Source organism: Stenotrophomonas indicatrix (genome assembly GCF_050573115.1).
Taxonomy (GTDB): Bacteria; Pseudomonadota; Gammaproteobacteria; order Xanthomonadales; family Xanthomonadaceae; genus Stenotrophomonas; species Stenotrophomonas lactitubi_A.
The window spans coordinates 131255-144064 of sequence record NZ_JBNYZT010000001.1 but is presented as its reverse complement, the minus strand read 5'-3'; the positions used below and the strand labels follow the sequence as shown (position 1 = coordinate 144064).

Sequence of the window (12810 nt, the reverse complement as noted above, 5' to 3'; positions counted from 1 at the left end):
CGGGGCGTGAAGAACGGGCAAGCGTGCCAGCGGCTGGGCCCAGCGTCCAGCCCCGCAGCGCCTTCAATAGCTGCAGATGCAACCAATTGCGCACTGCACCATGGGCGTTCCGATCTGGCATAGTGATCAGCCCCCGTCCCACTGGCCGTGCCGCCCCATGTCGCCGAAGAAGACCTCGTTCCCGAAGCAGGATATCCGCGTACTGTTGTTGGAGGGGGTCAGCCAGACCGCCGTGGAGGTGTTCAGCGCCGCCGGCTACAGCCAGATCGAGGCGCACACCAAGGCACTGCCCGAGGACGAATTGAAGGCGCGCATTGCCGAGGCGCACATCGTCGGCATCCGTTCGCGCACCCAGCTCAGCGCCGAGGTGCTGGCCGAGGCCAAGCGCCTGATGGCGGTCGGCTGCTTCTGCATCGGCACCAACCAGGTCGACCTGGATGCGGCCGAGCTGGCCGGCATACCGGTATTCAACGCGCCCTACTCCAACACCCGCAGCGTCGCCGAGCTGGTAATCGCCGAAGCCATCATGTTGACCCGTGGCATCCCGCAGAAGAACGCCGAATGCCATCGCGGAGGCTGGTCGAAGTCGGCCAGCGGCAGCCATGAGGTCCGCGGTAAGGTGCTGGGCATCATCGGCTACGGGCATATCGGCACCCAGGTGGGTGTGCTGGCCGAATCGCTGGGCATGCAGGTGATCTTCCACGACGTGGAAACCAAGCTGTCGCTGGGCAATGCCCGTGCCGCGGCCAGCCTGGATGACCTGCTGGCGCGCGCCGACATCGTCACCCTGCACGTGCCAGAGACGCCGTCCACGCAGTGGATGATCGGCGCCACCGAGTTGGCGAAGATGCGCCCTGGCGCGCACCTGATCAACGCTGCGCGCGGCACCGTGGTCGACATCGATGCGCTGGATGCTGCGCTGGCCAGCGGCCACATCGGCGGCGCTGCGCTGGACGTGTTCCCGGTCGAGCCGAAGGGCAACGGCGATATCTTCGAATCGCCGCTGACCCGCCACGACAACGTGATCCTGACCCCGCACGTGGGCGGCAGCACGCTGGAAGCGCAGGACAACATCGGCATCGAAGTGGCCGCCAAGCTGGTGCGCTACAGCGATAACGGCAGCACCCTGTCGGCGGTCAACTTCCCGGAAGTGACCCTGCCCGAGCACGCCGACAGCCTGCGCCTGCTGCACATCCACCAGAACGTGCCGGGCGTGCTGTCCAAGGTCAACGAGATCTTCTCGCGGCACAACGTCAACATCGACGGCCAGTTCCTGCGCACCGACCCGAAGGTGGGTTACGTGGTGATCGATATCACTGCCAGCGAGGAACAAGCCAGCGCGGTGCGCGACGAGCTGGCGGCGATTCCAGGCACGTTGCGCACGCGCATCCTGTATTGAGTGACGCGCCTCCGGGCATGGCCCGGCGGAACGCATCCGGAACCACGCCATCCACGCATGGCGTGGATCTACTGGCAATGCGCCATCCACGCATGGCGTGGAACTACTGGTGGGGCAATCCCCTGGTAGATCCACGCCATGCGTGGATGGGTTTTCAGCGTGCCAGCCACCGCCGCGCCATCCGCTGCATCGATTCATCCGACTGCGGATCGCTGGCGACCTCGACCACCGGGCGCCAGGCCAGCTCCAGCGACTCTTCGCTGAGCACGAAATCCTCACCGCCCAGCGCACGGATCACGAAACGCACGTCGTAGTGCCAGTGCCCCGGTACGTCTTTGCGTTCCGGAATCCAATGCTTGTCCAGGTCGAAGATCGCCGGATCGTCCAGCACCAGCCCGGTCAGGCCGGACTCCTCTTCGGCCTCCTTCAGCGCCACCCGGGCCAGGTCGCGGTCGCCGTCGGCATGCCCGCCCAGCTGCAGCCAGCGCTGCAGCTTGCGATGGTGGGTCAGCAGCAGGCGCTGGCCGTCTGCGCTGACCAGCCAGCAGCTGGCGGTGAAATGGCCTGCCAGCCGCTCGCGGCGGAAAGCATCTTCCACATCGTCGATCAATGTGCCGAATTCGGCAGCCAAGGCGTCGTGGGCGGGTTCTTTGCGCGCATAGTCATGCAGCAGGCGGCGCAGGCGATCGTCAAGCACGGCAAGGGATTCGGTGGTTTCGCTCATGAATGCGGGGTGCCCGGAAAAATACCGGCCATTATCGCCGCTCATTGTTGCGTTTGCGCTTGTGCGGTGCCTTCAGCATTGGCTAAGGTACAGCGGGCCGTTTGCGCGGCCTTCACCATTCGGGCCGCTGGCAATGTACCGGCAGCCCTCCCAATCCGATCATCAGGAAGTACTGCATGCTGAAAGCTCTGTTGAGGGTCAAGCCGGTCGAACCGGCCGGGCACGTCGATGCCGGCGAACCCATCGAAGGCAGCCTGGACGGCGAAGCCACGTTGAAACGGACCCTCACGGCGAAACACCTCATCATGCTTGGCATTGGTGCGGTGATCGGCGCAGGTATTTTCGTACTCACCGGCCAGGCCGCGGCCAACCACGCCGGCCCGGCGGTGATGCTGTCGTTCGTCTTCGCCGGCATCGCCTGCGCGCTGGCCGGCCTGTGCTACGCCGAGTTCGCAGCGATGATGCCGGTCTCCGGCAGTGCCTACTCCTACTCCTACGCCACCCTCGGCGAGGGCATGGCCTGGTTCATCGGCTGGTGCCTGGTGCTGGAGTACCTGTTCGCCTCGGCCTCGGTCGCGGTGGGCTGGTCGGCGTACCTGATCAGCTTCATCACCACCACCCTGCACATGCCGTTCCCGGACGCGCTGAGTGCGGCGCCGATTGCCTGGAACGGGCACGAGTTCGCGGCGTCCGGCAAGCTGTTCAACCTGCCAGCGGTACTGATCGTGGCGGCGGTGACCGGCCTGCTGTACGTGGGCGTGACCCAGTCCGCGTTCGTCAACGCGATCATCGTCGCCATCAAGGTGTTCGTGATCTGCCTGTTCGTGGGCATCGGCGCGGCCCATGTGGACCCGGCCAACTGGCACCCGTTCATCCCGGAAAACACCGGCGTGTCCGGCGAGTTCGGCTGGAGCGGCGTGTTCCGCGCGGCCACCATCGTGTTCTTCGCCTACATCGGCTTCGATGCGGTCTCCACCGCCGCCGGTGAAACCAAGGACCCGCAGCGCAACATGCCGATCGGCCTGCTCGGCTCGCTGGCGGTGTGCACCATCGTCTACATCATCGTCTGCGCAGTGCTGACCGGCATGCTGCCGTACCACCTGCTGGGCACCGACAAGCCGGTGGCCACCGCGCTGGAAGCCTACCCGAGCCTGTCCTGGCTGAAGACCGCCGTGGAGATCGGTGCGATTGCCGGCCTGTCCTCGGTGGTGCTGGTGATGATGATGGGCCAGACCCGCATCGCCTACACCATCTCGCGCGACGGCCTGCTGCCGAAGGTGTTCGGCAAGGTGCACAAGCGCTTCCGCACCCCGTACTGGGCCACGATCGTGGTCGGCGTGATCGCTGCGGCACTGGCCGGCATGGTGCCGCTGAACGTGCTCGGCGAGCTGGTGTCGATGGGCACCCTGCTGGCCTTCGCCACGGTCTGCGTGGGCGTGCTGATCCTGCGCTACACCCGCCCGGAACTGCATCGCCCGTTCCGCGTGCCGCTGGTGTGGGTGATCTGCCCGCTGGGCGCGCTGTCGTGCCTGTTCCTGTTCTGGCAGGCGTTCGTGGTGCATTGGCACCTGTTCGTCGGCTGGACCTTGCTGGGCCTGCTGATCTACTTCGGCTACGGCATGCGCCACAGCAAGCTGGCCAAGTCGCCCTGATCCTCCCGACGGGCCGGCCCCTGCGCTGGCCCGTCGATATCCGCAAGCATTTCCGCCCGCGCCCGTTAACGGGGCGCACCGCACAAGACCACCACACATGTTCAAGCAACTGTGGGCCACCAAGCACCCGCATGCCGCCCATGAAGACGCCAACGGCCTCAGCCTGCGTCGCCACCTCGGCCCCTGGGGCCTGACCGCACTCGGCATCGGCGCGGTGATCGGCGGCGGCATCTTCGTCATCACCGGCCAGGCCGCCGCCAACCACGCCGGCCCGGCCATCATGCTGTCGTTCGTGCTGGCCGCGATCTGCTGTGCCTTCTGCGCCCTGGCCTATGCCGAGTTCGCGGCGATGGTCCCGGTCTCCGGCAGCGCCTATACCTATACCTATGCCACCTTCGGCGAACTCTCGGCCTGGTTCATCGGCTGGATGCTGGTGCTCGAATACGGCGTCTCCGCCTCGGCCGTGGCGGTCAGCTGGACCGGCTACTTCCTCAGCCTGCTCAGCCATTTCGACATCCATCTACCGGCTGCGCTGGTCAGCGCCCCATTGGACGCGCAGCTGCGCCCCACCGGCGCCATCGCCAACATCCCCGCCGCGATCCTGGTGCTGCTGCTGACCTGGCTCTGCTACGTCGGCATCAGCAAATCGTCGGCGATGAACATGGCCATGGTCATCCTCAAGACCGGCCTGATCGTGCTGGTGATCGTGGTCGGCTGGAAGTACGTGGACACCAGCAACTGGACCCCGTTCATCCCCGCCAACGAAGGCCCCGGCAAGTACGGTATGGAAGGCGTCCTGCGCGGTGCGGCGATGGTGTTCTTCGCCTACATCGGCTTCGAAGCGGTATCCGTGGCCGCACAGGAATCACACAAGCCGCAGCGCGACATGCCGATCGGCATGATGCTGTCGCTGGTGATCTGCACAGTGCTGTATATCGCGATGGCCGCGGTCATGACCGGCCTGGTGCCCTACCAGCTGCTGGGCACCGATGAGCCGGTAGTCACCGCCGTGGCCGCGCATCCGCAACTGGGCTGGCTGCGGGTGGTAGTGGAGATCGGTGCGTTGATCGGCCTGTCATCGGTGGTGCTGGTGATGATCATCGGCCAGCCGCGCATCTTCATGATCATGGGGCGCGACGGCCTGTTGCCGCCTGTGTTCACCAAGATCCACCCGAAGTACCGCACGCCGCACATCAACACGGTCATCACCGGCATCGGCATCGCCCTGCTGGCGGCGTTGTTCCCGTTGGACATCCTCGGTGAACTGACCTCGATGGGTACGCTGATCGCCTTCGCAGCGGTCTGTGCCGGCGTACTGATCCTGCGCCGCACGCAACCGGACCTGCCGCGTCCGTTCCGCATCCGGGGCGCGTGGTTGGTCTGCAGCCTGGGCGTGCTGAGTTGTCTTGCCCTGCTGTCGGCGATGACGATGCACAACTGGATGCTGATGGGCGTGTGGACGTTTGTCGGCTTCGTGATCTACTTCTTCTACGGGTTCAAACACAGCCGCCTGCGCGGGAAGTAAGGTTTTCTGCATTGCAGGGCCTGCGGCCCTGCACCCGCTGGGGCAACAGCAACAGCAACAGCGGGTCTGAAGGTTTGGCGGGGAGGGGTGAGATTGCGGGGGACGCTGCAAGTACGTCCCTGTAAGCTCGATCGCCGCATCCATGCGGCTCACGCCCCCGCAATCTCACCCCTCCCCGCCCCCGACAGCGTCCTGGCGCGTCCAGTGGATCCACGCCATGCGTGGATGAAGCGTTCCGGGAAATGAATGTTCGGGGACGAATCTGCTGTAGAGCGGAGCCATGCTCCGCTCCGAGCAAGCGCAGCGAAGCGACCCGCTTCTGCTCTTACTTCTTCATTCCGTGGCTGAGACGCACGGAACCTGTCCGTGGCCGGTCGGGTGGGCTGCGCAGGGGTGTCCGCGGCATGGATGCCGCGGCCAAGCCCCCATGGACGGGTTCACGGCGTCCCCTGCGCAGCCCACCCGACCGGCCAACCCACGGAATCTGCTTCTGACGCTAGCCACGAGGGGCTCAGCCGTTGGCCGAATCCAGTAAAATCGTCAGCATGGACACCCCCACCTTCCCCTACGACACCACCCGCCTGGGCGAACTGGCCCAGCTGCTGATCGACAACGTCCGCGAACTGGCCCAGGCCGGCTGGACACCTGCCACCAGCAGCAACTTCTCCCACCGCCTGGATGACCGCCACGCCGCGATCACCGTGTCCGGCAAGGACAAGGGCCGCCTGATCGAAGACGACATCATGGTGGTGGACTTCGATGGCAAGGCCGTCGGCCGCCCGCTGCGCCCGTCCGCCGAAACCCTGCTGCATACCCAGCTGTACCGCCGTTTCCCGGAAATCGGCTGCGTGCTGCATACCCATTCGCCGGTGCAGACCATCGCTTCGCGCCTGTACGCGCCGCAGCGCCATATCCGGGTGGAAGGCTACGAACTGCTGAAGGCCTTCGCAGGCAACAGCACCCATGAAATGGCCATCGACATCCCGGTGTTTGCCAACACCCAGGACATGGACGTGCTGTCGGCCCAGGTTGACGCGTTGCTCGACACCCAGACCCTGTGGGGCTACCTGATCGACGGCCACGGCCTGTACGCCTGGGGCCGCGACATGGCCGAAGCGCGCCGGCACATGGAAGCGTTCGAGTTCCTGCTGCATTGCGAGCTGGAACTGCGCAAGCTGCGCGGTTGATCCAGTGATGCAGATTCCCATCTGGAATCTGCGCCCTGCCCCCGCCCTGCTACCCTGTATTCCCCCCGAGACGTTCAAGCTGCCGCCATGAGCCGACTGCGCATCTACGACGACACCCGCCCCGAATCACCGCTGCTGGACACCCAGAACGGCGCGGTCATCGCTGCCGAACTGCAGAAGATCGGCGTCACCTTTGAGCGCTGGCAGGCCACCGCGCCGGTCGCCCCGGGCGCAAGCCAGGACGAGGTGTTCACCGCCTACCGCGCCGACATCGACCGCTTGGTCGCCGAGCGCGGCTTCAAGAGCGTGGACGTGGCCTCGATCGCGCCGGACAACCCGAACCGCGCCGAACTGAGGAAGAAGTTCCTCGACGAACACTTCCACAAGGAAGACGAAGTGCGCTTCTTCGTCGCCGGCTCGGGCCTGTTCACCCTGCACGTGGACGACAAGGTCTACGAGATCGAGTGCGTGAAGGACGACCTGATCGCCGTGCCCGATGGCACCACCCACTGGTTCGACATGGGTGATGAGCCCAGCTTCGTGGCGATCCGTTTCTTCACCGAGCCGGATGGCTGGGTCGGCCACTTCACCGGCACCGACATCGCGCAGAAATTCCCCCGTTACATTCCGACCCAGGCGTCCTGATCAATGCAGCCCCGCGTCATCCTGACCGACATCGAAGGCACCACCAGCAGCATCTCGTTCGTCAAGAACGTGCTGTTCCCGTACGCACGCCAGGCGCTGCCCGGCTTCGTCGCCGAACATGGCCAGCAGCCGGAGGTGCGTCGCTGGCTGGACGCGGTCGCCACCGAGATCGGCGGCGCCTGCCAGGACAGCCTGGTGGCCGAGACACTGCAGGGCTGGATCGACCAGGACCGCAAGCACACCGCGCTGAAGGCCCTGCAGGGGCTGATCTGGGATGCGGGCTACCGTCGTGGCGACTACACCGCGCACTTCTACCCGGAAGTGGCGCCGGTGTTGAAAGGCTGGCACGCCTCCGGCCTGCCGTTGTATGTGTACTCCTCCGGCTCGGTGCCGGCGCAGAAACTATTCTTCGGCTTCAGCGATGCCGGTGACCTCAGTCCGCTGGTATCGGGCTGGTTCGATACCGAAGTCGGTGGCAAGCGCGAGGCCGACAGCTACCGGAACATTGTGAAGTCCATCGGCGTTCCCGCTGGCGAGATCGTGTTCCTGTCCGACGTGGTCGAGGAACTGGACGCGGCCCGCGAGGCCGGCCTGCAGACACGCCTGATCGATCGACTGGACGACTACCCGATGCCACGCATCGGCGCAGCCGCCAACGGCCATGATCGCGTCGAGAACTTCCAGCAGATCCAGCTGTAAGCGAAGACTGGCAGATGCCAACCTTGGTTGGCATGCTCCTGGTGTGCCAACCAAGGTTGGCACCTACCAAAGCGTGTCCCTCAACGATCGTTGAGGGTGCGCACCTTCAACGCCTCGCGCAGCGCAGTCAGATCCACCGGTCCACGCACGGCGATGTCGCGGGTTTCGCCCGGCAGCAGGTCCAGCAGGTTGTCTTCCACCTGCACGTCGAGCGCGCCGAAATCGACCCAGGCCGCGCGCACCAGCGCTGCGCTCTGCAGCCGCAGGCGGTAGTGGTCACCGTCGATCGCCAAGGTTGATTTCAGCTGCTGGCGTGGCAGCACTTGGTCCTTGGCTTCGACGAATCCGACGACTTGCCGCGCCGTCACCTTGCCGTCCTGCAGCAGCTCGAACACCGCCACCGTCCGCACAGGGTCAGCACCGGCCAGTAATTCGGCATCCGCATAGTTGCCGATATCGGTCACCCCGGCAGCGACCAGCGTCACTGCCTGCTCGCGACGGCGCAGCACCTTGCCCTCCACGTCCATCACCTGCAGGCGCCACCGCGCATCGAGCGGCGCGGCCTGATCGTTGATCACGCGCACGCGTGTCCTGCCCTCATCGCGCAGCGCGGCCACGGTGACCGGGGCGAAGAATCGCCGAGCAGCAAAATGCAGCGCCTTCCAGCGGCCGAAATAGTCCACGCTCGACCACGAGGCACCGGGCCAGACGTCGTTGAGCTGCCAGTAAAGCGAGCCCATCGTGTAGGGCCGCGAAGCGCGATGATGCAGCGCCGCCATGGCGATGCCATCGGCCTGCATCACCTGGCTCAGATAGACGAAGTCCTCGAAGTCCTTCGGCATGCCGTAGCCCAGCTCGATGTAATGCAGCAGGCGCGTATTGCCTTCGCCGGCCATGAATTTCTGGTGCGCACGGATCACCGGACTGTCGATGCGCTGCTCGGCACGGGTGGCCATCTGGTCCACCGTCGCCACCGCAGGCCAGGCCTGCAGGCCGTACTCGGACATGAAACGCGGGGTCTCACGCAGATAGGCCTGCACCGGCAGCGCTGGATTGCCCCACACCTGCCAGTAGTGCTTGTCACCGCGGGTTGAGTCGTTGGCCTTCTCGTCCAGATCGTTGCTGGGCGAGCTGGACCAGTACGGCACACCCAGCCCGTCTTCGCCCACCACCTGGCGCAGGTCGTTGCCGAACAGGTCGACGTAGCCCTGCCAGACCTTCGCTGCGAACGCCGGATCAGCCGCCTTCAGGTCGCGGCCGTGGCCCCAATCCTTCCACGCTGTCTCTTCTTCATTGTTGCCACACCACAGCACGATGCTGGGATGGTGGCGCAGCCGGCGTACGTTGTCGCGCGCCTCGGCCACCACGTTGGCGCGGAATGCCGGGTCGTAACCCGGCTGCATGCCACCGCCGAACATGAAGTCCTGCCACACCAGCAGGCCCAGTTCGTCAGCAATATCGAAGAACGCATCGTCTTCGTAGTAACCGCCGCCCCAGTTGCGCAGCATGTTCATGTTGGCATCGCGCGCGGCGACCAGCACCTGACGCAGGCGCGCTGCATCAACGCGAGCAGGGAAAGCGTCGAACGGGATCACGTTCGCGCCCTTGGCGAAGATCGGCACCCCGTTGATGACGAAGGCGAAGCCCTGCCCTCCCTTGTCGTCCTGCTCACGGCGCAGCTCGACCGTGCGCAGACCGATACGCTGCTCGCGCTTCAGCGTGGAATCGGCGCCGCCGTCGAGCGAGGCCACTACGGTGTAACGATCCTGCGCACCGTGGCCCACCGGCCACCAGCGCCGCGGCTTGGTAAGTTCGACCGGCACGTCCACGCTGTTCTGGCCGGGTTTCAGCTCGACAGTGCGCTGCACCCGTGCAACGCTGCGGCCATCAGGATCACGCACCTCAACGTCCACCGCAACGGGACCGGCTACCGCGTCCTGCTCCACCTGCAGCACTACGGCCAGCGTTGCCTTTTCCGCATCAAGCGCATCAGTGCGTACGGCGAGGTCGGTCAACCGATGCGCGCCCCATGCCTGCAGGTCAACGCCGCGCCAGACACCGGCCGTGACGTAGCGCGGGCCCCAATCCCAGCCGAAATGGTAGGCCGGCTTGCGCGCGAAGTTGCCGACCATCGCGTCTTTGGGTTCGTCGCCGTAGGGCGAAGGATAATTGCCGGCGATCTTGTGCGGCATCGCCTGCACGCCCGGCAGCAGCGTGCGGATCGGCGAACGGAACACGATCTGAAGTTCATTGCCCTTCGCACGCAGGCGGCCTTCGACGCGGGCACGCCATGTGCGGTGGGCATTGTCGGCACGCAGCAGCGGCTTGCCGTTGAGCTTCACCTCGGCATAGGTATCCAGGCCATCGAAGCGCAGCTCGGCGTTGGGCTTGGCCAGGGTGACGGCGTCCACATCAAAACGGGCGCGGTACTCCCAGTCGGCCAGGCCGATCCACTGCAGCTCGGCTTCGGGCGCGCCAACGTAGGGATCGCGGATCAGCTCGTGCGCCAGCAGATCGGTATGCACGCTGCCCGGCACCGTGGCCGCGCGCCATTGCTGCAGGCCCGGATGCGCCGCGCCCTGCGCGTCGCCGGGCAGCAGGCGGAATTCCCATTGCGCCTGCAGCGGTGCGGCGGTTGCGGGGAATGCGGTCGCCGCGATCAGCAGCAGGAGCAGACGGACAACGAAGGGAAGGCGATGCACGTGATGCTCCTGTTTTTCTGCCAGGCATGGCCTGGCATTACTGCATTCGGACGATGTTCAACGAACGACGTTCAAAACCTCGTAACACGCGCCCATGGTGTGGTAATCGACCTTGCCAGCCGGGCTCTTCTCGTCGCTGTACTTATGGTTGTCAGCGTCGAGAATGCGGAACCACGCGCCGTACCGGTGGTCGACGAAATGCTCCCAGGAATATGCCCAGATACGGTCGTACCACTGCCAATAGCGGTCATCGCCAGTGCGCTTGGCCATCAGTGCGGCGGTAGCCAGGGTCTCGGCCTGCACCCAGAAATACTTGTCGTCGTCGCAGACGAAGCTGTCGCCGCCGATCGGCGCGCCGTCCATGCCAGGCTGGCGGCGCGACTCCGGGGCGAAGCCGTAATACAGGCCGCCGCGCGCCTCGTCCCAGCTGCGCTCCACGGCGACATCGAACAGATGCTGCGCGGTCGGCACCAGCCAGTCGGCCTGCACGTGGCGGTCCAGGATCAGCAGCAGCTTGGCCCACTCGGTCTGGTGGCCGGGCTGGAAGCCCCAGGGCCGGAACAGATGCTTGGGATCGTCCAGGTTGTAGTCCCAGTCGATGTTCCAGTTGACGTCGTAGTGCTCCCAGACCAGGCCACCGGCCTTGGCCGCCTGGCGGCGGGTCATGTTGTCGGCCAGTTGCAGCGCGCGCTCGACATAGCGCTGCTCACCACTGGCCTCGAATGCAGCCAGCATCGCCTCGCACATGTGCATGTTGGCGTTCTGGCCACGGTAGCCGGTGAAGTTCCACTGGCCGTCAGCCTCGTCCCTGTACAGGCCGTGCTCGGCTTCCCAGAAGCGCGCCTGCAACAGCTGCCAGGTCTCGTCCATCCACGTGCGGGCTTCTTCGATGCCCGCCTTCAACGCACAGCTGTAGGCCAGCAGCACGAAGGCCACGCCGTAGCAGTGGTTCATGTCGTCCTCTACCACGCCATCGCGCAGGGTCCAGGCGTAGCCGCCCGTAGCCGGATTGCGATGCACTTCGCGCAGGTAACGCACGCCATGTTCAACCGCATCGCGATACTCGGCATTGCCGAATTCGCGGTAGGCCATGGCGTAGTTGAAAACGAAACGGGTGCTGCTTACCAGATGGCGATGGCTGGCATCGTAGATGCTGCCGTCGTCACGGAAGTAGTGGAAGAAGCCACCCTTCGGGTCGATGCAGCGCGGGTGGTAGAACGCCATGGTGTCGGCGATGTGTGCGCGCAGGAAAGCGGGGGAACGGAAATCGGGCGAGGTGCTCATGCGGGAAGATCCTGTGCCTGCAGCAGCTGCTGCACTTCATCGAACGAGGGCATCGCAGCGAACGCGCCCTTGCGTGTCACCGCCAGCGCGCCAACGGCGGCGCCGAAGCGCAGCGTGGCGGCAATCGCCTGCGGGTCCTGGCAGAACGCGGCAAAGCCCGCACCTGTCCCACCCCGCTCCAGCAGCCCGACCAGCACGCCCCCAACAAAGGCATCACCGGCTGCGGTCGTGTCCACGGTGGGCACGCGGAAACTGGTGACCTTGCCCTGCGTTTCGCGGGTGTACCAATGCAACGTGGCGGCGCCGTCGGTGATGATCACCCAGCGTGCCTGCGCAGCCAGCAGCCGCCGCAGTACCAGTGCCTCGCCGTCATCGCCGAGCGGTGCCGCCAGGTACTCCAGTTCCTCGCGCGACAGCTTGACCAGGTCGGCGCGTTCCAGCGCCTGCCACAGCCGCGGTGTCGGGTCGACATTGGCTGACCACAGCGCCGGACGCAGGTTGAGATCCAGGCTGACCACCGCACCGGCCGTGCGCGCGCGATCCATCCCGGCGAACGTCGCCTCGGCGATGTCCGCTTCGGTCAGGCTGTTGGAACAGACATGGAAGCACTGCGCGCCATCGAAGCAGCCGGCCTTGAAGTCGCTGTCACGGAACAGCAGGTCGGCGGCAGGCGGACGGTAGAAACTGAAGCTGCGTTCGCCGCCCGCGTCCAGTGCCACAAAGGCCAGCGCGGTTTTGGCCGCATCGGTACGCACGATGTAGTCGGTGCCGACGCCGTGTTCGCTCAGGCTTTCAGCCAGGAAGTCGCCGAACATGTCGCGGCCAAGCATGCCGACGAACTGGGTCTTCGCGCCCAGCCGCGCGGCGGCAACCGCGACGTTGGCCGGCGCACCACCGGCGTACTGCAGGAAGGCGCGCGGGGTATCGGCCGAGGCCGGCGGCTGCGCTAGTAGATCGATCAAAATTTCGCCGAAGCAGACGATGGAACCCATT

Annotated in this window: 10 protein-coding genes; 6 read left to right on the top strand and 4 right to left on the bottom strand. The window is 65.5% G+C overall.

The genetic code is table 11. The features are described 5' to 3' along the window. Nucleotides 1-157 precede the first annotated feature (157 nt). Nucleotides 158-1399, top strand: coding sequence for a phosphoglycerate dehydrogenase (gene serA, locus ACQ5SA_RS00665; protein ID WP_499312053.1), 1242 nt, complete (start codon nt 158-160; stop codon nt 1397-1399). A gap of 154 nt (nt 1400-1553) precedes the next feature. On the opposite strand, the gene ACQ5SA_RS00660 is transcribed toward serA, so the two are convergent. Beyond that, a complete protein-coding gene (locus ACQ5SA_RS00660) occupies nt 1554-2123 on the bottom strand; it encodes an NUDIX hydrolase (protein WP_499312051.1) in 570 nt (189 codons plus the stop codon). A 176-nt stretch (nt 2124-2299) separates the two neighbouring features. Between ACQ5SA_RS00660 and ACQ5SA_RS00655 the strand changes: the two genes are divergently transcribed. The 5 genes from ACQ5SA_RS00655 (at nt 2300) to mtnC (ending at nt 7831) form a co-directional block, all read left to right on the top strand. Beyond that, entirely contained in the window at nt 2300-3775 is a 1476-nt protein-coding gene (locus ACQ5SA_RS00655; protein WP_165377009.1) for an amino acid permease, read from the top strand. Nucleotides 3776-3872: 97 nt separating this feature from the next. Then, nucleotides 3873-5300, top strand: coding sequence for an amino acid permease (locus tag ACQ5SA_RS00650; protein ID WP_499312050.1), 1428 nt, complete (start codon nt 3873-3875; stop codon nt 5298-5300). A 545-nt stretch (nt 5301-5845) separates the two neighbouring features. Beyond that, nucleotides 5846-6487: a methylthioribulose 1-phosphate dehydratase gene (locus tag ACQ5SA_RS00645; RefSeq protein ID WP_230111052.1), complete on the top strand. Its 642-nt coding sequence runs from the start codon at nt 5846-5848 to the stop codon at nt 6485-6487. A gap of 87 nt (nt 6488-6574) precedes the next feature. Beyond that, on the top strand, nt 6575-7132 hold the full coding sequence (locus ACQ5SA_RS00640) for a 1,2-dihydroxy-3-keto-5-methylthiopentene dioxygenase (RefSeq protein ID WP_230111050.1): 558 nt from the start codon (nt 6575-6577) through the stop codon (nt 7130-7132). Nucleotides 7133-7135: 3 nt separating this feature from the next. Beyond that, nucleotides 7136-7831 carry an acireductone synthase gene (gene mtnC / locus ACQ5SA_RS00635; RefSeq protein WP_230111048.1) on the top strand — a complete coding sequence of 232 codons (696 nt, stop codon included), beginning with the start codon at nt 7136-7138 and terminating at the stop codon, nt 7829-7831. An 80-nt stretch (nt 7832-7911) separates the two neighbouring features. Here mtnC and ACQ5SA_RS00630 read toward each other — a convergent pair whose 3' ends face one another. The 3 genes from ACQ5SA_RS00630 to ACQ5SA_RS00620 are packed head-to-tail and all read right to left on the bottom strand — an operon-like array spanning nt 7912 to nt 12809. Then, nucleotides 7912-10533, bottom strand: a complete 2622-nt coding sequence (locus ACQ5SA_RS00630; protein WP_499312047.1) for a beta-mannosidase — start codon at nt 10531-10533, stop codon at nt 7912-7914. Nucleotides 10534-10590: 57 nt separating this feature from the next. Beyond that, complete coding sequence (locus tag ACQ5SA_RS00625; protein WP_353099046.1) at nt 10591-11817, bottom strand: AGE family epimerase/isomerase; 1227 nt, start codon at nt 11815-11817, stop codon at nt 10591-10593. Further along, nucleotides 11814-12809, bottom strand: a complete 996-nt coding sequence (locus ACQ5SA_RS00620; RefSeq protein ID WP_353099047.1) for a carbohydrate kinase family protein — start codon at nt 12807-12809, stop codon at nt 11814-11816. The genes ACQ5SA_RS00625 and ACQ5SA_RS00620 overlap by 4 nt, the downstream gene beginning before the upstream one ends. Nucleotide 12810: the final 1 nt, after the last annotated feature.